At 57.4% G+C, this 22,458-nt stretch carries 18 protein-coding genes; 15 read left to right on the plus strand and 3 right to left on the minus strand.

Annotation, left to right across the window (positions count from 1 at the left end; genetic code table 11):
- The first annotated feature begins 123 nt into the window (after nt 1-123).
- Together FS804_RS17220 and FS804_RS17225 are read left to right on the plus strand one after the other, a co-directional pair.
- Nucleotides 124-2,376 (plus strand): TonB-dependent receptor, encoded by a 2,253-nt coding sequence (locus tag FS804_RS17220; RefSeq protein WP_144578032.1) that lies wholly within the window; start codon nt 124-126, stop codon nt 2,374-2,376.
- A complete protein-coding gene (locus FS804_RS17225; RefSeq protein ID WP_246665902.1) occupies nt 2,376-3,479 on the plus strand; it encodes a GNAT family N-acetyltransferase in 1,104 nt (367 codons plus the stop codon). The genes FS804_RS17220 and FS804_RS17225 overlap by 1 nt, the downstream gene beginning before the upstream one ends.
- 568 nt (nt 3,480-4,047) lie before the next feature.
- Here the strand turns inward: FS804_RS17225 and FS804_RS17230 are convergent.
- Complete coding sequence (locus FS804_RS17230) at nt 4,048-4,785, minus strand: DeoR/GlpR family DNA-binding transcription regulator (RefSeq protein ID WP_144578134.1); 738 nt, start codon at nt 4,783-4,785, stop codon at nt 4,048-4,050.
- Nucleotides 4,786-5,123: 338 nt separating this feature from the next.
- Between FS804_RS17230 and FS804_RS17235 the strand changes: the two genes are divergently transcribed.
- From FS804_RS17235 to FS804_RS17275, 9 genes are all read left to right on the plus strand, one after another.
- Nucleotides 5,124-6,170, plus strand: a complete 1,047-nt coding sequence (locus FS804_RS17235) for an autoinducer 2 ABC transporter substrate-binding protein (protein WP_045531774.1) — start codon at nt 5,124-5,126, stop codon at nt 6,168-6,170.
- Between the two features lie 73 nt (nt 6,171-6,243).
- The gene (locus tag FS804_RS17240) at nt 6,244-7,743 is read left to right on the plus strand and encodes a sugar ABC transporter ATP-binding protein (protein WP_144578034.1); all 1,500 of its coding nucleotides are present in this window, start codon (nt 6,244-6,246) and stop codon (nt 7,741-7,743) included.
- 13 nt (nt 7,744-7,756) lie between these two features.
- The gene (locus tag FS804_RS17245; protein WP_144578036.1) at nt 7,757-8,734 is read left to right on the plus strand and encodes an ABC transporter permease; all 978 of its coding nucleotides are present in this window, start codon (nt 7,757-7,759) and stop codon (nt 8,732-8,734) included.
- Nucleotides 8,735-8,748: 14 nt separating this feature from the next.
- Nucleotides 8,749-9,747 (plus strand): ABC transporter permease, encoded by a 999-nt coding sequence (locus FS804_RS17250; protein ID WP_144578038.1) that lies wholly within the window; start codon nt 8,749-8,751, stop codon nt 9,745-9,747.
- 4 nt (nt 9,748-9,751) lie between these two features.
- Entirely contained in the window at nt 9,752-10,834 is a 1,083-nt protein-coding gene (locus tag FS804_RS17255; protein ID WP_144578040.1) for an aldose 1-epimerase family protein, read from the plus strand.
- Nucleotides 10,835-10,858: 24 nt separating this feature from the next.
- Nucleotides 10,859-11,797, plus strand: a complete 939-nt coding sequence (rbsK, locus tag FS804_RS17260; RefSeq protein WP_144578042.1) for a ribokinase — start codon at nt 10,859-10,861, stop codon at nt 11,795-11,797.
- 19 nt (nt 11,798-11,816) lie between these two features.
- Nucleotides 11,817-12,776: a deoxyribose-phosphate aldolase gene (deoC, locus tag FS804_RS17265; RefSeq protein WP_144578044.1), complete on the plus strand. Its 960-nt coding sequence runs from the start codon at nt 11,817-11,819 to the stop codon at nt 12,774-12,776.
- A gap of 10 nt (nt 12,777-12,786) precedes the next feature.
- Nucleotides 12,787-15,183 carry an aldehyde dehydrogenase family protein gene (locus tag FS804_RS17270; RefSeq protein WP_186376849.1) on the plus strand — a complete coding sequence of 799 codons (2,397 nt, stop codon included), beginning with the start codon at nt 12,787-12,789 and terminating at the stop codon, nt 15,181-15,183.
- A gap of 423 nt (nt 15,184-15,606) precedes the next feature.
- Entirely contained in the window at nt 15,607-16,473 is an 867-nt protein-coding gene (locus FS804_RS17275) for a hypothetical protein (RefSeq protein WP_144578046.1), read from the plus strand.
- Between the two features lie 144 nt (nt 16,474-16,617).
- Here the strand turns inward: FS804_RS17275 and FS804_RS24990 are convergent, their stop codons facing one another.
- Nucleotides 16,618-16,773, minus strand: coding sequence for a hypothetical protein (locus FS804_RS24990; RefSeq protein ID WP_186376850.1), 156 nt, complete (start codon nt 16,771-16,773; stop codon nt 16,618-16,620).
- 260 nt (nt 16,774-17,033) lie between these two features.
- Nucleotides 17,034-17,462, minus strand: coding sequence for an HNH endonuclease (locus FS804_RS17280; protein WP_144578048.1), 429 nt, complete (start codon nt 17,460-17,462; stop codon nt 17,034-17,036).
- Nucleotides 17,463-17,829: 367 nt separating this feature from the next.
- Between FS804_RS17280 and FS804_RS17285 the strand changes: the two genes are divergently transcribed.
- The 4 genes from FS804_RS17285 (at nt 17,830) to FS804_RS17300 (ending at nt 22,377) form a co-directional block, all read left to right on the plus strand.
- Nucleotides 17,830-18,096 (plus strand): helix-turn-helix transcriptional regulator, encoded by a 267-nt coding sequence (locus FS804_RS17285; RefSeq protein WP_144578050.1) that lies wholly within the window; start codon nt 17,830-17,832, stop codon nt 18,094-18,096.
- A 12-nt stretch (nt 18,097-18,108) separates the two neighbouring features.
- Nucleotides 18,109-19,353 carry a type II toxin-antitoxin system HipA family toxin gene (locus FS804_RS17290; RefSeq protein WP_144578052.1) on the plus strand — a complete coding sequence of 415 codons (1,245 nt, stop codon included), beginning with the start codon at nt 18,109-18,111 and terminating at the stop codon, nt 19,351-19,353.
- A 482-nt stretch (nt 19,354-19,835) separates the two neighbouring features.
- Nucleotides 19,836-20,942, plus strand: coding sequence for a hypothetical protein (locus FS804_RS17295; RefSeq protein WP_144578054.1), 1,107 nt, complete (start codon nt 19,836-19,838; stop codon nt 20,940-20,942).
- Between the two features lie 529 nt (nt 20,943-21,471).
- The gene (locus FS804_RS17300; RefSeq protein ID WP_144578056.1) at nt 21,472-22,377 is read left to right on the plus strand and encodes a hypothetical protein; all 906 of its coding nucleotides are present in this window, start codon (nt 21,472-21,474) and stop codon (nt 22,375-22,377) included.
- Nucleotides 22,378-22,458: the final 81 nt, after the last annotated feature.

Raw genomic sequence — 22,458 nt, forward strand, 5'->3', positions numbered from 1 at the left:
CCAAATCGGGTTCGTCCCCATCCAAGCCCGGCCGTTTCATAGCGCATAAAACATGATAAAAATAGTCTTGTATTTTTCCCGGTTGGACGAACCGGGAGGTATTTTTTTCGCATTGGGGGCGACATGATCGGAAAGTGGAATGTCGGCGTTAGTCTTCTGGCTATCGCCGTTGCAATTGGTGGCGGCAACAGCGCCGCGCAGGCGCAGGATGCATCGCAGAGCGCGCAACCAAACAGCGGTTCGACGGTGCTGGAGCCGATCGTCGTCACCGGCAGCCGTATACCCCAGCAGATTTCGCGAACGGCGCGAACGATTTATGTCGTCGATGCACAGGCCATCGAGACTGAGGCCCGCTCGGGCAAGTCGCTACAGCAGATTCTCGCCGAGAAAGTTCCAAGCTTCGATCCCGCGAGCGAAGGCGCGCGCACGGCTTACGGCCAGAACCTGCGAGGACGCACGGCCCTCATTCTTATCGATGGTGTTTCGATGAACTCGGCTCGCTCGCTCAGTCGCCAATTCGATTCCATAGACCCCTTCAATATCGAGCGCGTGGAGGTCCTGTCCGGTGCAACGGCGATCTATGGCGGCAATGCGACAGGCGGCGTCATCAACATCATCACGAAGAAGGGCAAGGATGCGCCGGAAGGTCTGCATGGCGAAGTGACGGCTGGCCTCGGCAGCGGCTTTGGGCACACCCGCGACATTGACCGCAATGGTGCGGGTGCGGTGACCTATAACAGCGAAAACTGGGACGCGCGTTTCGCCATTGCCGGTAACCAGACAGGTGCCTTTTACGACGGCTCCGGCACGATGCTCACGCCTGATATCACCCAGACATCCACCGCTTTTAACAAGCGCGTCGATTTCATGGGTACTGTCGGCCTTCAGTTTGACGACAACAGACGCCTCGAAGTATCAGGCCAATTTTACGACAGCGCACAGGATTCGCCATTTGGGCTTTATCTTGGCGCGGGGCTTGCCGGCATACGCAATTCCAAACTGGTCGAAACGCGGGATGGATACCGGTCGGATTTCAATCCCCGAACGCGTCGCACGATGGTCAACGCGACCTATACTGACAATGACTTCTTAGGCCAGGAGCTTCTTCTGCAGGGCAGCTTCCGACGGGAAGAAATCCGGTTTCACCCTTTCCCCGGCAGCGCGATTTTCTCTCCCTTCGTCTATTTCGGCGGCAGCTCGCAGGATACCGATTATTACAGCCTGAAGGCAGCGATGATCTCGGAGCCTCTGGACGGGCTGAAGGTTACCTACGGCATCGACGCCGACCGGGATTCACTGAGTTCCAAACAAAATGTCTTCGATTTCCTCAGCGTTGCAACGACTGGGGCCATGGACTTCAAGACACGCGGCATAACGGGACTCTACCCCGATATTGATGTTTCGACCGTTGCCGGTTTCATCCAGGGGTCTTATGAGGCGACAGATCGGCTGACGGTCAACGGCGGGGTGCGTTATCAATATGTTACCACCGATGTCTCCAGCTTCGCCGGAGCGGCACAGCAGGTCGCCGTCCTGAACAGGGTCGGTTCCTCCGTTGATAGCATCCCCGGCGGCGACGTCAGTTACGATGCCGCTTTGTTCAACGCAGGCGCGACCTACGAATTGACCGACGCGCAGCAGATCTATGCCAATTTCAGCCAGGGCTTCGAACTGCCTGATCCGGCGAAATATTACGGGATCGGCAGCTACAGGCTCGTCGGCGGCCGTTATGTCCTCTTGAACAGCGTCAACGTGGGCGACTCGGCACTCCAGGCGATCAAAACGAACTCCTTCGAAGTTGGTTATCGCTTCAATGACGATACATATAGCTTCGAAACGGCGGCATATTATTCGCTCTCCAACCGATCCATCGAGCTTAACCGCACGACCTTGGCCGTTGATGTGGTTGATCGTGAACGACGCGTCTATGGTATCGAGGCGAACGCCAGCGCGAAACTGGATTACGGCTTCGACTTTGGCACATCAGCGCATTGGGTGAAGTCGGAAATAAAAAGCGACGGTCAGTGGGAAAAGGAAAGCATCGGCAGTGCCAGTGTTTCCAAACTTGGCGGTTATGTCGGCTGGACGAAAGATAACTTCAACGTCAAACTTGCCGGGCAGCATGTCTTCAGCCTCAGTGACGATGACAGCCGGACGATCGATGGTTACACCCTGTTTGATCTAACCGGCGCCTATCGTTTCGAAGCTCAGGAGACGACGCTGCGCTTCGGCGTGATGAACCTGTTCGACAAGGATTACTCGACTATATGGGGCGCTCGCGCCAACGCTCTTTACGGGGCTTTAGCAAATGAGGCTGTGTTCGACTACAAGGCGCGCGGACGCACTTTCGCCGTGTCGCTAACGAAAGTTTTCTGATGAATTGGCAGGGCGACATGCGGCGGGAGATCGTCACTCCCGTCACACCCCGCGACGTGGGCGGAATGACCAGTCCTGGTGTCTATCTCGCCTTCAATCTCCATCGCCGCGGACCAGTTGGGGTCTATCGAGACGGTCAGCAGCTTCTGGTTTCTGATGCTCATGGGGCAAAGGCAGCCTTCCATCTTTCAACGGATGACAGTGCTGGAAAGATCGAGGTTTCCGACCTGTCGGTCGCGGCGTCTGGTACTTGGCGTCTTGCCGCCGCAGCGTTCGAATGCCTGTTTTCCTCGTCTCCAGCGCTTCGGTTTATGACGCTGTCGGGCAATGGTTGGGCAAGTTTCGAAGAGGAGTTTGCGGCCCACGGGCTTTATCTGGACGCGGCATCCACCTCGTCACTTCCTTCCGTGTGGGCAGATATGTTCTGGCAGACGCAAGGTCTCTGGAATGCACCTGCCACCGGGTTGTTCCCCCGCCACGAAATCCATGACGGCAGGGTGTCGCATCCCTCACGTCCGCGCAAACCTGTCGGGACGGTCTATGCCCGCTATATCCCCTGGCTGGGCGGCGTCCTTTCTTTTGATGTGGCGACCCTAGACGACCTGCCGGAGGTGCACCGCTGGATGAACAGTCCCCGTGTGAACGAGTTCTGGCATGAAGCTGGAGACGAAGATCGCCACAGGCACTATCTGGAAGGCATGTTCGCAGACCCACATATCATGCCGCTTATAGGCCGGTTCGGTGGCAGGGCGTTTTCCTATTTCGAGGTGTACTGGGCAAAAGAAGATGTCGTCGGGACCTTCTGCGATGCGAACGACTATGACCGCGGTTGCCACGTTATCGTGGGTGACGAGGCATGTCGTGGCCGCGAGTGGTTCACCGCCTGGCTGCCTTCCCTTCTGCACTACATGTTTCTTGACGATCCGCGTACAGAGCGCATCGTGCAGGAGCCAAGCAGCAACCATCACCGGCAATTGAGAAATCTGCAAAAGTCCGGCTTTTCACATCTCAAAAGCGTTGATCTGCCGACGAAACACGCCGCCATCATGACCATTGGCCGACAGCGCTTCTTCTCTGATCGGCTGTGGCATCCGGCCGATTAGTGGCTGGAATTTTGGACTAGCATTCTTGCCGCATGAGAAAGATTGATATGCGCACCGGCGGTGAATGGGGTCATTGATATGCTCGGCCTGGTGGCGCAGTTTTCCCGAGCCGTCATTGTCATGTCGTCAACCGTTCCGAAATGAAGATTTCCTGTTGGCTGTCGTTATTCAAGAACGGCCCGCTATGTGTCGACACCTAATTCGAAGAATGGGGTGGGACAAGAAAAAATGGGGCGACAAAAGCGGCGCTGGGCGCTGTGGCGAGCATGCAAGCCGAGTTTCGGCAAGCGGAGTGTCTTCGCGCGGCTTGGTCAGTCAGCGCATGTCAAACGTCAACCTATGGCCAAGGCGCTTTAGATGTGGCGCACCCCTAATGCTCGTGCAGGTGTTTCGACACTCGCCTTGTATCCAGGCCATCAATCAGTCGCAACCGCTTTGCGCGGTCGGATCGTCTTGCCGGTCCCGCTGTCCTTTTTGCCAACTATACGGTTATCTCGGATGACTGGGGCGTGGTACAGAAAAAATCCCTAGATGCATCACTCTCGTATCGAATGGCAGCAAGCCATTGTCAGCTTATCTTAACCCATGGTGCAGGCTGATCGGACACAATAGAATTGAAATCGCTGATGGAAGCGTAACGTGCGGCTCGCACCTTGGTGAACTTGCTGCTGTCCACGACAAGATGCTTTTGGACCGAGCGCTGCATAACGATCTGCTTGATTGGCACTTCATGGAAGTGCGAACAGGTCACGCCATGCTGTTCGTCTACGCCGCCGGCAGATAAAAATGCCTTGTTAATGTTGATGCGCTTCAGCACCTCGATGCCCTCATCACCTGAAAACGAGGCCGCTTCCGGGTGATAAACCCCTCCAAGCATGATCAGGCGGACATCGCTTCTTCTCGCCAGCTCCTCTGCAACATTAAGGGAATAGCAGATGACGGTGACATGGGCATTTGCCGGAATCTGCCGCGCCAAATGCGGCATCGTCGTTCCGCAATCGATGAATACAGTATCATACGGTTCGATCAGAACCGCCGCCTGCGTACAGGCCCGCGCTTTTGCAGTTGCGTGACTGTCCTTCTCCTGCTCCAGCACATAGTCGCTGCTAACGGTGCCGTCCTGAACCGGAACAATATATCCGCCAAGACAGCTTAGCCGCTCGCCATCGGCAGCAATGTCGCGCCGAATGGTAATTTCTGAGACGCCAAGCCGGGACGCGGCGTCGCGCAGCCTCAGGATACCCGTCTCCTGAACCAGCCCAGCCAAGGCATCCAACCTGGCATTGTGTGCACTTATTCTACTCACCTTGTCTCCGCTTTCCGCTTGTCGCTGCGCTTCAAATTTCGGTGTTATTTTGCTCGCAATCGCACTTCTCTGCGCTTGACAGGAGAATAACAAACATGAAACGATCGAAACATAATGATCGGATTGTATCATAATAGTTCGCATTATCGGGAGAGGAAAACAACAGGTTTCTAGGCCACATCGAGGCCAGTGCACTGGGGCATAGGAGGCCTTTCCGGGAGAATGAGGAGGCGTCGGACGCGTGAGAAGCGGTTTCCGGCGTTAGGGATCAAAACATTGTCGCGTGCTGCGACTGGAATAGGTCCGGCACATCGCGGTTTCAAAGGGAGGAGATATTCGTGAACAAGATTTTCACTACCATCGCGCTTGCTGCAACGCTTTCGGCCTCGGCTGTCTTTGCGCAAAGCGCCGTCGATGCGTCGAAGGTCAACAAGGAGCTGATCACGACGGCGAGCGGCAAAAAATACACCATTGCAACCGTCGTGAAGGTGGATGGTATTGCGTGGTTTGACCGCATGCGCGATGGCGTCGAGCAGTTCAAGGGCGATACCGGAAACGATGTCTGGATGGTTGGCCCGAGCCAGGCTGATGCCGCCGCTCAGGTGCAGATCGTTGAAAACCTCATCGCACAGGGCGTTGATGCGATCGCCATCGTGCCGTTCTCGGTCGAAGCGGTAGAGCCGGTGCTCAAGAAAGCCCGAGATCGGGGCATCGTCGTCATCAGCCACGAGGCTTCCAACATCCAGAACGTCGATTTCGACATCGAAGCCTTCGACAACAAAGCCTATGGCGCCAACCTGATGAAGGAACTTGGCAAATCCATGGGCGGTAAGGGCAAGTACGTCGCCACCGTTGGCAGTCTGACGTCCAAGTCGCAGATGGAATGGATCGACGGCGCCGTCGAGTACCAGAAGGCAAACTTCCCGGAAATGTCGCAGGCGACCGAGCGGCTAGAAACTTATGACGACGCCAACACCGACTATACCAAGCTCAAGGAAGCAATGACCGCCTATCCGGACATTACCGGTATTCTTGGCGCGCCGATGCCGACATCCGCAGGCGCTGGCCGCCTGATCGCCGAGGGCGGCCTGTCTGGCAAGGTTTTCTTTTCGGGAACGGGCCTGGTTTCCGTTGCCGGCGAATACATCAAGAACGATAATATCCAGTACATCCAGTTCTGGGATCCGGCCGTTGCTGGTTATGCCATGAACATGCTGGCTGTCGCGGTTCTCGAGAAGAAGAATGAGCAGATCAAGGCGGGTCTCAACATGGGTCTACCCGGTTACGAAAGCCTGCTGGTTCCTGACGCCTCCAAGCCACACCTGCTCTATGGTGCAGGTTGGGTCGGCGTGACCAAAGAAAACATGGACAAGTACGACTTCTGATCCGAACCACGGAGGGAGGGGCAACCCTCTCTCCGTGCACCAACCGTGTTTTCCAGCCTTGCACGAGGCCATTATGACTGAAAATCTGATCGAGCTGCGCCACATCGGCAAGCGGTTTGGCGGCGTGAAGGCGCTCGACAACGTATCGCTGAGCATTCGCCCGGGCGAAATCCATTGTCTTGCCGGTGAAAACGGTTCCGGCAAATCCACCGTCATCAAAATCATGTCTGGGGTTTACACACCCGAGGACGGTGAGATTCTGATCGACGGTAAGCCTGTCGGCAAACTCGATCCGGTAAAATCCGTTCACCACGGTATTCAGGTGATCTATCAGGATTTTTCGCTGTTCGGTAACCTGACGGTCGCTGAGAACCTGGCTATCAATACCTTTCTGATGGAAGGTCGCAAGACGGTCGACTGGCGGCATGTCCGTGAGCTGGCCCAGAAGGCGTTGGACCGCCTCGGCGTGAACATCGATATTGATACGGATGTCGAAACCCTGCCGACCTCGGGAAAGCAGATCGTGGCGATCGCCCGCGCCGTCATGGCCGATGCACGCCTGATCATCATGGATGAGCCGACGACGGCACTTACACGCCATGAGGTTGATGCCCTCTTCAAGATCGTGCGCGATATTCAGGCGCAGGGCATCGCCGTGCTCTTCGTCAGCCACAAAATGCGCGAGATGCTCGAAATCAGCGAGCGCCTGACAGTTTTCCGCAATGGCAAGAAGGTGGCCGAAGGACCGATCGCCGAATTCGACGAGCCGGCAATCACGCGTGCGATGACCGGGCAGGAACTGACAGCTCACAGCTACCAGTGGGTACCGCACAAAGGCGCCGATACACCGGTGCTGGACGTGCGCAACCTCTCGGTTCCAGGTTCCGTAGAAAACGCTGACTTAACGTTAAGGCCGGGCGAAATCGTCGGTATTTCAGGTTTGATCGGTTCGGGTCGCACCGAACTTGCGCTGGCGCTGTTTGGCATGCGCCCCGATTTTACCGGTTTAGTGCGCCTCGCAGGCCGCGAGGTTCACCCAAGGACCGTTCAGGAGGGTATTGCCTGCGGCGTCGCTTATGTGCCGGAGGATCGCCTGACCGAGGGTCTATTCCTGACGCAATCGATCGAGCGCAACATCATTGTTACGTCGATTGAGAAATTCGTCCGCGGTCTTTTCATCAATCGCAAAAAGGCGGACGAGACGACGCGCGAAATGTTCTCGGCCATGCAGATCGTGGCACCAGGACCGCACACGCCGGTCAACCATTTGTCCGGTGGCAACGCACAGCGCGTCGTTCTGGCTCGCTGGCTGTTGACTGGGGCCAAGGTGCTGATCCTGAACGGCCCGACCGTCGGCGTCGATGTCGGTTCCAAAGCACAGATTCACACCATCATCCGCAAGCTGGCCGAAAAGGAAGGTCTCGCCGTGCTGATGATTTCCGACGATGTGCCGGAACTGGTGCAGAACTGCAACCGCGTGCTGGTCATGCATCGCGGCCGTTTCGTTGACGAGTTGTCTGGACAGAGCATGACCGAAGACGCCGTTAACGACCGGCTCAAGATGCTGAATTGAGGGGCCGCAAGACATGAAATTCCTGAAAAGCACAGAATCCATAATCGCCTGCGTCCTGCTCGCGGCCATGGTCATCATCGGTCTCATCAATCCAGCCTTCTGGTCGCTCGACAACATCTTCGGCCTGTTGCGCTCCAATGTCGTGATCGGCATCATGGCGCTCGGCGTATTGCTGGTGATGATTTCCGGCGGTATCGACGTATCGTTCACGGCCTTTGCCATTGCGGCGATGTATCTGACCGTGCGCAGTATGGTCTACCTCGGCTACGATGGCGTGCTCATTCCTTTCGTTGCGGCAACGCTGATTGGGCTCGTTCTCGGTGCGTTCAACGGTTTCATCATCCATCGGTTCAAGATGATCCCGCTGATCGTGACGCTCGGGACGGGTTCGATTGTGCGTGGTCTGGTTCTCGGCCTCGTCGGTACCAGCATCGTCAACATCAACAAGATGCCAAAGGAGCTGATCGAGTTTGGCAAGACCGATGTTATCTCGCTGACGTCGACCACTGGATCGACTTTCGGCCTGACCGCGATGTTCCTGGTCTATCTTGGCCTGGCATTGGTCATTCATCTCGTCCTTACCTACACCATGATCGGGCGCAGCGTTTATGCCTATGGCGGCTCTCCTGAAGCTGCCAAACGTGTTGGCTTCAATACAGGTGCGACAATCTTCTTTGTCTACTGCATCGCCGGTGCGCTGGCGGGCTTCTCGGGCCTTCTGCATTCCTCGATGATCTGGCTTGCCAACCCGCGTGATTTTGTCGGTCTCGAACTCGACGTGATCGCGGCGGTGGTTCTGGGCGGTGCGTCAATCTTTGGCGGACGCGGCACGGTTCTCGGAACATTAATGGGCGTGTTCATGCTGGTGATGGTCAAAAACTCTCTGATCATCATGAAGGTGGACACGACCTGGCAGCGCGTCGTCGTCGGCCTGATCATCATCATTGCCACTGCCATCACGGCATGGCGCGACCGCAAAAGCATAGCGTGACGGGAGAGCGCATCATGAAAAATTCGTTCGACATGCGTCGGCTTTTCGGCAACGACAACAACATCGTTCAGCTGCTTGTTATCACCGTCATCGTCTTTGCCCTGATGACCTGGATGAACCCCGGCAAGTTCTTGAACTATTACAACTTCGAATCCATCAGCTACATCATGCCCGAACTGGGGATCCTCTCCATCGCCATGATGATTGCCATGCTGACCGGTGGCATCGATCTTTCCGTGGTGGGGATTGCCAATCTGGCCGGTATCATCGCCGGCGTCTATTTCCATTCCACAATGGTTCAGGCGGGGCAATCCTCCACTTCGGGCGTTGTGTTCTACACCGGGCTCGGCATCGTCCTCGCCATGGCGGTCGGACTGCTGGCCGGTCTGATCAACGGCCTTTTGGTCGCGAAGCTGCGAATTACCCCGATACTGGCGACACTCGGCACAGGTCAGGTGCTGATGGGGCTGGCGCTGGTATTGACCGGCGGCCCGGCAATCGTCGGCTTCCCTGACGCGTGGAACTGGATCGGCAACGGCAAGATCTTGGGTATAGCGACGCCGTTTCTGCTGTTCATCGGCGTCTGCATCACCGTCGCGATCCTGCTGACGCGCTCGACGCTCGGCATTAACCTGATGCTGATCGGGACCAATCCGCGCGCAGCCGTCTTTGCAGGCATCCGCAAGGATCGCATGATGCTCTATTCCTACATGCTGACCGGCGTTCTGGCGTCGCTGGCGGGCATCATTTTGTCCGGGCGAACCAATGCAGCGAAATCCGACTACGGCGCGTCCTATTTGCTGCAGGCGGTGCTGATTGCCGTTCTCGGCGGCACAAATCCGGCAGGCGGGAAGGGTCGGGTTCTTGGCATCGCCATTGCGCTGATCGCCCTCATGCTGCTTTCCTCCGGTTTCCAGATGATGCGGTTCTCCAACCACCTTATCGACTTCATCTGGGGCGCATTCCTCATTCTCGTCATCGCCATCAATGCATGGCGAAACCCGGGCAGGTGATCCCATGCAGGCGACAGAATTTCATCTTCGCAGGCAGGACTTCGCCGATCTCCCGCATCTTCTAGCCGTAACCGATGGGCTGAAGGTTACCACCTTCCGCTACGCCACCGGCATTGAGGCGCTGCAATTGGAGAACCGCTACGGCCGGATCGTCATATTGCCATTCATGGGGCAGATGATCTGGAGCGTTGAGTTCAACGGTGTGGACCTGACTATGGGAAGTCGCTTTTCGATGCCGCGACCAGCCGGTTCAATCGTCGAGACATACGGATGTTTTGCATTCCATAGCGGCATGTTGCGCAACGGATGCCCTTCGCCGCAGGATAATCATGCGCTGCATGGCGAAATGCCCTGTGCCGCCATGGACAAGGCGGGTTTCGTTATCGGTCACGATGCGCGCGGCCCCTATGTTCGGGTAACAGGCGAAGTCGAATATGTCATGGGCTTCGGCGCCAATTATCTGGCCCGCCCCAGCGTGACTTTGCATGCTGAGGATACGCTTTTTGACATGGTCATGGACATCCAGAACCTGTCTTCAGCGTCCATGGATCTCATGTATATGTGCCATGTAAACTTTGCCTATGCCGAGGGTGCGCAAATCGTTCAGCCGGTGCCATACACGCCGGAGCAGGTGAAGGTGCGAACGGCCGTACCCGGCCACGTCACACCAAACCCCGATTACCTTTCCTTGCTGGAGACGCTGGCAAGGCAGCCTTCGGCCATGGAAGTGCTCAACGAACCACAACGTTACGATCCCGAACAGGTGTTCTACATAAACGGCCTGACGGCGGACGGTGAGGGGCTGACGCATCTGATGATGCAACGACGTGAGGGCGACGGCTTTGCCATCTCCTATCCGCTCGCCGCCTTCCCCAAGACAGTGCGTTGGATCCTGGTCAACGGGGATTCGCAGGTTGCCGCATTCGCCCTGCCATCCACCTGCGAGCCGGAGGGCTATCTGGCGGAGAAGGCCAAGAACAACGTGCAGAGACTATCGCCGGGTGAACGCAGGGTCTTCCCGGTACGGCTGGGCTACCTCGACCACGCTGCCGCCGATCGGTTCGGCGCCAGGATCAGCGCCCTTTAAAACAGATAAGTAGGGAATATCGGCATGAGTAAGAAAATCGGGGTCGTCGGCTCCAACATGGTCGATCTTATCACCTATGTGGACCGTATGCCTGGACCGGGCGAGACCCTTGAGGCGCCCACTTTCGAGATGGGGTGCGGCGGCAAGGGTGCCAACCAGGCGGTTGCCGCGGCGCGCCTTGGTGCTGAAGTAATGATGGTCACACGGGTCGGGGACGATGTCTTCGCGGATAACACCATTCGCAATCTCGCAAGCTTCGGCGTTGATACGCGTCATGTGGTGAAGGTTGCCGGCAAATCCAGCGGTGTCGCGCCGATCTTCGTCGAACAGTCGGGCGAGAATTCCATCCTCATCGTCAAAGGAGCCAATGCCCACCTTTTGCCTGTTGAGGTCGACAAGGCTGCCGCTGATCTGAAAGAGTGCGGCCTGATCCTGATGCAGATGGAAGTGCCAGTTGAGACCGTCTACCACACTATCGAATTTGCAGCCCAGAACGGTATCGAGACAATCCTCAATCCCGCGCCTGCCGCTGCCAATCTCGATCCTGAGCGCATCCGCCAGGTAACCTTCCTCGTGCCGAACGAGAGCGAGCTTGCCTTGCTGTCGGGGTTGCCGACCGACACCGACGAAGACATCGTCAACGCCGCCCGTTCGCTGATCGCACGTGGCATTCGCACCGTCATTGTGACGCTCGGCGCGCGCGGTGCGCGCATGATTACGTCAAACGAAATCGTCAACATCGAGCCCGTCAAGGTAACGCCGAAGGACACCACGGGTGCCGGCGATGCCTTTATTGGCTCCTTCGCCCGCTTTTACGCCGAAACGCGCGAGGTCGTATCCTCCCTGAAGAAGGCCTCGCTTTACGCGGCGCATTCCATCACCCGTCCCGGAACACAGAAGGCTTATGCCAGCATCGACGAGTTCGAGGCATTTTGCCGCGACCATGCCAATGCTGCAGGCTGACAAGAAGAATGGACAGAAAATGAGCGAAGCATTTCCCAGAAACAACGGCACCGCTCTCAAACCGGAATGGTTCGAAGATGTGTCGGTCAATCGCAGCGCGTCCGAGCGGCGTGCAGCGACGATCACCACCCGGCGCTCGGTCAAGAAGGAATACCAGGTCGCCTGGCAGATCAAGGCCATCACCTGCATCGATCTGACAACGTTGTCCGGTGATGACACGCCCGGTCGCGTGCGCCGGCTGTGCGCGAAAGCGCGCCGCCCGGTCCGGGAAGACATTCTCGAAGCAATAGGCCTTGCAGATGCCGGCATCACCACCGGCGCCGTCTGCGTTTATCCGACCATGGTGCCCCACGCCGTCAAGGCGCTGGAAGGCACGGCTATTCCGGTCGCATCGGTGGCAACGGGCTTTCCGTCCGGCCTTACGCCGCTGCCGCAACGGCTGGCTGAAATCCGCTATGCCGTCGAGCAAGGCGCCAAGGAGATCGATATCGTCATAACCCGCGAGTTCGTTCTGACGCAGAACTGGACAGCACTTTACGACGAGATTTCCGCGATGCGTGAAGCCTGCGGCGACGCCCATATGAAGGCTATCCTGGCGACGGGCGATCTCAACACCCTGACTAACGTCTATCGCGCCTCGATGGTGGCCATGCAGGCGGGCTCGGACTTCATCAAGACGTCGACCGGCAAAGAGGAGGTCAACGCCACCCTGCCGGTCAGTCTGACCATGGTACGGGCACTGCGCGATTACGGCGAACTGACCGGCCAGATGGTCGGCTTCAAGCCTGCAGGCGGGTTGAAGACGGCGAAGGACGCACTGTCATGGCTGACGCTGATGAAGGAGGAGCTGGGCAATCGCTGGCTGGAGCCGGACCTGTTCCGCATTGGCGCCAGTTCGATGCTCGGCGATATCGAGCGGCAGCTCGAACATTTCGTAACCGGCCGCTATTCCAGCGCTCACCATCACGCTGCCGCATAAGGACTGAAAAATGCGACCCATTAAGGACATTTTGGAAACCATGGAATATGGACCTTCCCCCGAAGCCAATGGTGATGTGAAGCAGTGGCTCGACACTCACGGACGCATCTTCGGTCACTATATCAACGGCCGGTTCGTATCGCCTGATGGCCGAAAGACGATTGCCGTCTCAAACCCCGCAAACGGGGATAAGCTGGCGGAGATCGTTTGCGGCAATGAGGAAGACGTGGATCAGGCGGTCAAGGCCGCCCGCGCGGCCTTCGGAAAATGGTCAAAACTGTCGGGTCACGAACGCGCCCGTTATCTCTACGCCATTGCCCGCCATGTCCAGAAGCGCGAGCGCTTCCTTTCCGTTCTGGAGACGATGGACAACGGCAAGCCGGTTCGCGAAACCCGTGATATCGACATCCCACTCGTCGCGCGTCACTTTTACCATCACGCCGGATGGGCCGAAATGGTGGAAGACGAGTTCCGTGGTTTCTCGCCCGTCGGTGTTTGCGGTCAGGTGATCCCCTGGAATTTCCCTCTCTTGATGCTGGCCTGGAAGATCGCGCCAGCGCTTGCGGCCGGCAATACCGTGGTGCTGAAGCCTGCCGACCTGACACCGCTGACAGCTGTCGCCTTTGCGGAAATCTGCCACGAGGTCGGCCTTCCAGCCGGTGTCGTCAACATCGTGCAGGGCGATGGCTCAACAGGCGCTGCGATCTGCGGCCATGCAGGCGTCGACAAGGTCGCCTTCACCGGTTCGACCAAGGTTGGCCGCGTTATTCGCGAGCAGATTGCCGGTTCGGGCAAAAAACTGTCTCTGGAACTGGGCGGGAAGTCACCCTTCATCGTTTTCGAGGATGCCGATCTTGATGCAGCGGTTGAAGGTGTTGTTGACGCGATCTGGTTCAATCAGGGAGAAGTTTGCTGCGCCGGTTCCCGCCTGTTGGTGGAGGAAGGCATTGCCGAGAAATTTTATGCACGCCTGAAAAAGCGGCTGGAAACCCTGCGGGTCGGCGATCCGCTCGACAAGTCGACTGATGTCGGTGCCATTGTTTCCGCCACGCAGGTAAAGCGCATCACGGATCTTGTCCGCAAGGGGGTGGAGGAGGGTGGTGAACTCTGGCAGAGTACCAACCCGTTGCCGTCTACTGGCAATTACGTCGCTCCCGGCTTCTTCACCGATGTTGATCAGGCCTCGACGGTCTGCCAGGTGGAAATCTTTGGCCCGATCGCCGCAGCAACCACATTCCGCACGCCGGATGAAGCCGTTTCGCTGGCAAATAACACCCGTTACGGTCTTGCCGCCTCGATCTGGTCTGAAAACATCAATGTCGCGCTTGATCTGGCTGCCCGGGTCAAGGCAGGCGTGGTCTGGATCAACTGCACCAACATGCTGGACGCCGGTGCAGGTTTTGGCGGCTACCGTGAAAGCGGTTTCGGCCGTGAAGGTGCGCGCGAAGGGCTTTACGAATATCTGGCGGCAGACTGGGAAAAGAACCTGTCGGTCAGTAAGCCCGCTGAAGCCTTCACGCCATCCGCATTACCGAATGCTGACAGCAAGATGGCGATCGATGGCCTTGATCGGACCATGAAAAACTATATCGGCGGCAAGCAGGCCCGCCCCGATGGCGGCTACAGTTATTCTGTCATCGGCAAGGGCAACGCCGTGATTGGCATGGCCGGAATAGGCAATCGCAAGGACATCCGCAACGCTGTGGAAGCCGCGTCCAAGGCTGGAAGCTGGAGTTCCGCAACCGCCCATAATCGCGCGCAGGTGCTCTATTATCTCGCAGAGAACCTCGATGCGCGGCGTGGTGAATTTGTCGCCCGCATCATCGATAGTACCGGTGTGAGCGAAAAGAAGGCGTGGGACGAATTCGACGCATCTCTGCGCCGCATTTCCTATTACGCCGCCCAGGCCGACAAGTTCGATGGCGCCGTACACTCCACCAAGTCGCGTCACGTCACGCTAGCCATGAACGAGCCGTGGGGTATCGTCGGTATCGTTTGCCCTGATGAGGCGCCGCTCCTCTCGCTGGTGTCGCTGGTGCTGCCGGCAATTGCCATGGGAAATCGCGTTGTGGTCATCCCGTCGTCGCGCCATCCATTGATTGCCGGTGATTTCTATCAGGTGCTGGACACGTCGGATGTGCCCTGCGGAGTCATCAATATTGTCACCGGCGAACGCGATCTGCTCGCAAAGACGCTGGCCGAGCATGATGAGGTTGCAGCCATCTGGTATTTCGGATCGGCTGACGGAAGCGCGATGGTCGAGAGGGCTTCAGCGGGCAACCTGAAGGCCACCTGGGTCAATAATGGGCGTCAGCCGGATTGGCTTGACCGTACCCAAGGGCAGGGCGGCGACTATTTGCGCAGGGCGATTCAGGTGAAGAACATCTGGGTGCCATACGGAGCCTGATCGGCATCTTGGCGGATCAATAACTGACAAGTGTGTCTAGGGGGGCCAGGCACCTCCGTAAGGTCTTCGCGTGAGATCACCCCTGGGACCGCATCTGCGCGTTGCTGCCGCCTGTCGTTGCTGACAGCTGACTCTTCCTTGGACTCGAAGCCACGTTACCCTTGCAGCTATGCCGCATTTCGAGTGCGGTGCATTCGACCACTCTGCCACCTCTTCGCAGTCTGGTCGGCGCTGTGATGCGCGGGGTTCTCTTAGCGATGAAATCAGAGGCTGGGAACTTGGCTTACGGATTCATTCCTGTGGCCGAGACGTGCCGGCTGTCATCTCTGCAACGACATCCACTAAGCAACTCCAACTTGCACTCGACATCTGAATGCAAAAGAATGCAATCAAGATTTCGAGTCATCAGATTGGGCGCAACGAATGACCATTGTAATTGCGTGGACGAGGAAAGTTGGCCCCGCGACGGAGCTTATCATTGCAAGTGACAGCAGATTAACAAGTGCCGGTCACGTCGACGTCTGCCAGAAGGTTTTCCCACTGGCACGAGGCGATTCCTTTTTTGCCTTTTGCGGCGATACAGCGTTGGCCTTTCCGTTGATCTTCCAGGTCAACTCCGCGATCGCTAACTATCAGCCAGCCGCGGATCGAAGAGAGGATGTGCCCGAGCTGTTGAACCGCATCCTAACATTACTGAATGCCTATCGTGAGGCATGGAAAGATACCGATGCGGCAGATCATGCCGATAGCATTCGAAAGACAAGGTTCTTGTTCGGGGGATGGTCTTGGCGAGCAAACAAGTTCCGAGTTTACCCAATTCACTATAGTCCAAAGGCGAAAGAGTTCAGGTCTTTTACCCACTCAAAGCAGACCCGCCGACTAGGTCTGCCCGAGGGGGAGCAATGCTACATGATCGGTGATTACACCGCAGAGTTTCGAGCCAGACTCCGAGACTTCTGTCGTGATTCTGAACCTCAGTCCCTGAACTATCAACCCGCTCTGATATTGGCTGAGATGTTGAAGGAAGACCGTTTTGTCAATCGGCGGAGTGATGGGACATTCTATAAGAAGACAGAGTGTGCCGGAGCAATAGGCGGATCCCCTCAAATTCTGAAGATCTATCAGCACGCCAATTTTCGCCCGATTGCAATCCGCTGGTCTTCGCAGGACGGGAAGCAAGGTGTATCGCTATTTGGCAGACCGCTTTTTGACTGGGAGAAAACGTTTTCGCCCATCCTCGATCCGGAAACGGGTGAGTTGTTCTATCCTCTTGCCACCATCAAGAATTAGGCGGGCGGGGCACTGCTGACACAGCTCAAGTGCCTTGCGCCTGCTGACAGGGATGGTTCAGTTAGCCTCGGTTTAAGCCTTCGCTTTAATTGCAAAAATCGGACTAAGCCACTTAAGCGAAATCGTCTGCCCGTCCTTTACGGTTCAATTCGCCGCCGCACCTACGACTTCTTTAACGGTGAAACCGTCCTTCATCCGCTTTCTATGCGGGATGATGTCGAGACCCCAGTTTTTGAACTTCTTGATCTCGTTCTGCTCGTCGCTGACGACAGGCGCACGCGCTCTGATGGAACAAGCCAAGCCTAGCTTCGAGAAACGCTTCCTAGTGCCGAGAGTGTGGCCCTCGCCGATTTCGGCAACGGAATTGAAGACTGACAAAACTAACAAAATTGCTGGAAAACCTTACGGTCCAAGATCCTTTATGGCGGAGAGGGTGGGACTCTTCCCCAATTGCAGCAAATCCAAGGGTTTCCGCCAATACACTGACAGATAAGCCCGATTTCGATACTTCGAGCGATACATTGAACGATACATTTTGGCAAGTCGACGTTTTCGGAGCGTCAACTGACCTTGATTTGATATCGCGCTCGGGATGATCGTGGAGTCTGTCCGGTCCAGGCCGGTGGCCCTGTTCGTTTGCTGAATGCTGCCTTGACCTGCGGCGGGTGCCACCTGCCCTTTGCCAGCCTGGAGCGCACGACGGACGCATGTTTGGCCGCGTCCAGGGCATGCTTCGCCTTATGCCGCGTTGTGTTGCAGAAGAGGCAGGCGGCGACGATGTTCGGTGCGACGTCCTTGCCGCCATCTCTTCTCGCTTCGACATGCTCGGCCGTGCATTGAAACCGCTTCGCCAGACCCGGCGAAATTCCATAGCGCACGATGAACTCCTGTGGGCTGTCGCCCCACATCGGCAGTTCACAATAGAAGCATAGCCCGCCTTGGCGCTGCGCAGCCTGCGTTCTCAGATTCTTCAGTTTGTTTGATGTCATGAGTCCACGTCCTTTGCTTCATTGCTGAAGCGGACGTGCAATGGCCGTGAAAGCGGCCACCCCTCAGTTGGGAGGATGTTCCTCGCACAAGACGACGTAAATCTACGTCACTCCGCAGTCTTTGAACGGTACGAGCGCCTATTGGACGTTTCGCTGACGAGTTTGTATAAAGCTCCAGGCGAGCAACGTGTCTCGCCTCCATCCATCGTCAGCTTACCAAAACTTCTATGGTGATCAAGCTCGGGATGTTAGCCTTCCCGATCGGGATGATTTTCTACGTGGATGTGATTCCTTCCTCTTCGGTAAGTTTTCATGGATTCTTACAAATTCTTCCTGTACGGTAAGCTCCACATTAGGAGGGCGTATCATGATCCGTTCGGCCGCGGAATTCGGCGCACTTGTTCGAGAACACAGGAAAATGCAGGGCTGGACGCAGACCCAGCTTGCGGAACGCTGCGGGACCGGTGAACGCTTCATCGTCGACCTGGAGAACGGCAAGCCCAGCTGCCAACTCGAGAAATCCCTCATCGCGGCCCGAACGGTCGGCATCGATCTCGGCGACCTGAAGACCGCAGCATCTCCTCCTAGCCCGGAAGCCGATGACGATCTCGGCTACCTGCCCCGTTTCTCCTGATCAGGCGTCGCCGTGACCACGATCTTCTACGAGACCTGGCCCGTTGCCAATCTCATCGACCGCGATGGGATTTCGCTCGCCTATGAGCCAAGCTGGGAGCAACGCGCCTCGGCCTTCCCGATCTCGCTGACCATGCCCTTGCGATCCGGTACATACGGTGCTGAGCAGGTCATGCCCTGGCTTGCCAATCTTCTTCCGGAAACACACCTTTCCGAGATCGGTCAGCAGTTGAAGGTCTCGCCTCAGGACATTGTCGGTCTTCTCGCGCGTCTTGGCCGCGATACCGCCGGAGCCTTTTCGATCGGGGAACCACGCCGAGACGGAAATAATTTCCGCGTCGTGCCGGACGAGGCAGCGCTTGAGCGGATTTTAAATGAACTGCCCGAGCGACCCTTCCTGGTCGGAGAACAGGGCGTGTCGATGTCCTTGGCGGGGGTGCAGGATAAGCTGCCCGTCTACATTGCTGAGGACGGCAGGATCGCCATTCCCGTCGACGGCACGCCATCCACGCATATCCTGAAACCCGACATCAGACGCCTGACCTGCAGTGTTCAGAATGAAGCCTTCTGCATGACCCTCGCCAGGTTATGCGAACTGGAGGCCGCCGAGGTGACGATCGGTCGTGCCGGCAGCCGAGACTACCTGCTGGTCAAGCGCCATGACCGTATAGCCGACGCTCAAGGAACCATCCGCCGCGTTCATCAGGAGGATTTCTGCCAGTTGCTCGGGCTGTTCCCGGCAGAAAAATATGAACGCACCGGCCTTGGCCCGCGAGGCGGCGCGTCGCTGGTTCACATGTTTGAAGCCCTGGCGCGTTATGTGTCGCCCGCCGAAAGACTGAAGCTGTTGGACGCTGTGATGTTCAACATTTTGATCTGCAACTCCGACTCCCACGCCAAGAACTATTCCGTTCTCGTCGGAGCCGCCGGAACAGCCAAACTCGCGCCGCTCTACGACCTGATGTGCGCGGCAGTCTATAAGCAGGTTGACCAGTCGCTCCCACAACAGATCGCGACCAAGAGCAATGCCAACGACCTTCACGGCAATGACTGGCGGCAGTTCGCATCGGCCGTCGGCCTCAGCCCTGCTGTCGTGACAAAACGGATACGGGAGCTCTCCGACAGGGTTGCCTCAAAGCTCGAAGAGGCACTGGGGGAGACAGAGCGCTATCCATCCTTTCATCGAGATTTTGGGGAGAACCTCAGGTTCCTCATTCGCAAGAGGTGCCAGCGGATCGGGCGACAGGCTGTCGGGTAGTCGATATTCGCCCTGCTCCGCGCTTCGACGTCGATTGGAGGCAAGACGGTGTGCGGACTAATCTTGATGGCTCCCAAAAAGCTATTCCGCGCATGCTGGGGTGGAACCGGAATTCTCCGCAGCAGCGGTGAAAAACAGGTTGCTTGATCGTTGTCGATGAAAAGGTCTCGCGATCAATCGCAAACACGGCATTTGGGACGTGCTGCCTGGCTAGCGGAGGCGTCAGCACCATATCCGAGAACACGGATAACAACTATTTAGTGTATTAGAAATTCATGTATTGAAAATAATTTCAGAAAAAATGCACACCGGTTTCATTGAATAATTTCCGTCTCAAAATGGGAATAAATTTGGAAACCTTCAGTTTTACTATTGTTTTTCAATGTGTTGACAATGTCGGTTGTAACGACTTTCGAAATTTCATGTCACCATTATCTCACGGTCGCTACTGAAGACCGGATGAAACATGGAGATAGGAAGACATGGCAAAATACACGCAGAAGAAGATCGCAGCCAAGCTGGCGGCGAAGGCCGCGACCAGCGCTGACGAGATCAGCCCGGAGCAGGAAGGCGAACTGAAAGCACTCGGCGAAGGCATCCTGTCGCTCGGGCGCCGAACGACCGAGCAGGCCGTCGAACTCGGCGGCTACCTCGCGCGCGCAAAATCCATTCTTCCGGAGAGGGCGTTTGGCGCATGGGTGAAGGCAATCTGTAAGTTCACGTCGAAGACCGCGCGCAACTACATTGCCGTTCATGCGCACCTGTCCGAATACAAGGATCGGCTCGTGACCGCTGCCGTCGCACCGACCACTCTGTTTGTGCTGGCCTATGCGGAACAGGCGAATGTCGAACGGGTCATCTCGGCAATCGAGGCTGGCGAGCAACTGACCGTCGCCCAGGTGAAAACCATGGTCGGTGCGATGCCCGCGAAGAAGGCGAAGAATGAAGCGGTCCTCGACGTCGGCGGAATGGCCGGTCTGCGCAGGATAGCTGAGCTTAAAGTAGAGGAGGACTCGGTGAAGTTCCTGCAGCTGACAACCGGCATCCTGAAACGCGTCGAGAAGGCCATGGAACCGCTGGCGCAGAACCGTGCGGGGTTCAAGGGGCCACTGCAGAAATTGATCATGGACGACTGCAGGCACGCGCACGATCTGATCAACAGCATCGCGGCCCCCTTGCAGCCGGCGATGGTTGCGAGCTTCAACTGGCGGCCGGCCAGGCTTACGGAAGGCACGACCTGGCGCAAAGTGCAGGAGCTTTTGTCCGCCATGGGCGGAGATAACGGCTGGCCGGGCAGGGAAGACTTCGTCACCTGGCTTCAGGCCGAGGTCATTCCCCTGCTTCGCTTCGTCGTCCACGGTGAGGCCTTGCAGGGCGACGCTGACGGGGAAGATCGTGCGGATGCCGCCGCTGCGCTCGACAAGGAGCCTGACGATGGGCTCGCATTCGAAGACATGCCCTCCAAGGTACAGGCAACCGTCGAAAATGCCCTGGATATCGCGTCACCCGAACGCCGCGACGAGATCAGGAGCCAGATCGTCTTCGATCCCAAGCCCATGAAACGCCAGTACAGGAAGCTGGCAGCTTGAATATGACCTCCAGGAGCCCCGCCACCGTGCGGGGCCTTTGCGTTCACCACTTCGGCGGACGCGTCGTCCGTTAACCATACCGGAGCTCTGTTGTTCCGGGTGTGTTCCAACCGGCTTGCCGGACCCGATTCTCCGGGCTATGTCGTCATGGTCAGCAGAAATTGAATATCTGCAGACACTTAGCGGCCCCCGCCGGTGCTGTAACACCAACGAGGGCCTGACCCGCAACCTTCATGTGAAAGGCCTTGGGCTATGTCGACCCTTACCTGCTTCGCTTCCGAACGGGAAGCTTCTCCGTCTCCTGATCCTGTTGATGAGCGCATGTCGCCGCGGCACCGGTTGGCATGCTGTGCGATCGCCCACGCCTCTGGGCTGGCACTCGCCTGATCTCATTCAACTGATCGTCCCTGACTTCGGACACGGCTTCGTTTGAAGCCGGCCGGCCACCTGATGCGGAAATCATTTCCGCGACGGAGGTCGTGCGCCTGAAGTTTGCGGGCCGATCGCCACAGTCAGCAGGAGCAATATCATGACGACCATTCTATCCGGTGGGCCTGGCGCGCCAGCCTATCCGCATGCCGTCGATCTCGACGCTCTCCAGCCGCGCTTCGAGGTCCTCATCGACGAGCTTTCGACGCAACCCTTCTCCGCCGGCGCTCTTTCCAGGGCGCTTGCCGGCGGTGTCTCTGAAGCCGCCGCGATCCTGCGCGCCATTCCTATCCAGGAAGGACGGCTGCTCGAGCGTGGCATTGGCATCATCGCCGACCTTAACCCGGACCTCGTGGTGCTGACGCAAAATCTGCGGCTGCCAGTCACCAAGACGGCGCTTGAGCTGGTCGAGAAAAACGATCCGAAACACTTTCGGTCCCTGACGCTCGATGCCGACACCGGCGGGCGCAAAACCTATACGCCGGACCTGATCATTGTGAACCGCAAGACGAAGCTCGCCCACGTCATCGACGTCAAGCGCAGCCTCGGCTCGTACGAGGTGTCACGGATCAACGAGCTGAAGAGCCGCATGTTGGCCGCAGCACTCGTCGTTCCCGATCTCCTTTACCGCGATCATCATCGGCTGGTGGCCGAGGAAGTTCGCGTTGTCATCCTCAACGCGGAAAACCAGCGCTCCGACATTGCCGGCGGCGTCTGGCCGCTGAGCGATCTCGATCATCTCGTCGAGGTTGGCAGGGCGGGGAAGGCGATCGGCATGTTGCGCGAACGCTTCCATGGTCGGATCGACGAGAACTGGAAGCTGGCTCGAAATGCCTTTGCCGGACCGATGGGTGAACCCGCTCGTCGCGTTGCCTCGGCGGACATCACTGACGCGAACGGAAACGAGGTGTGTGACCCGGGCTCGATCACCGAGGTCCGTCAGCCAGCCGGCCGTGGCCAAATCCGTGTCGGCTTCGCCCGCATCCCACGGACCGGCACGGGCTGACCGCCCCGCTCACGTTCCTATCCGCTTTCTGTTCCATTCGTTCGCGCCGAACTGCCCTGTTCGGCGACAGGAGACGTCTGT

The organism is Agrobacterium sp. DE0009 (assembly GCF_007680755.1).
In the GTDB taxonomy this organism is placed as follows: Bacteria; Pseudomonadota; Alphaproteobacteria; order Rhizobiales; family Rhizobiaceae; genus Agrobacterium; species Agrobacterium tumefaciens_B.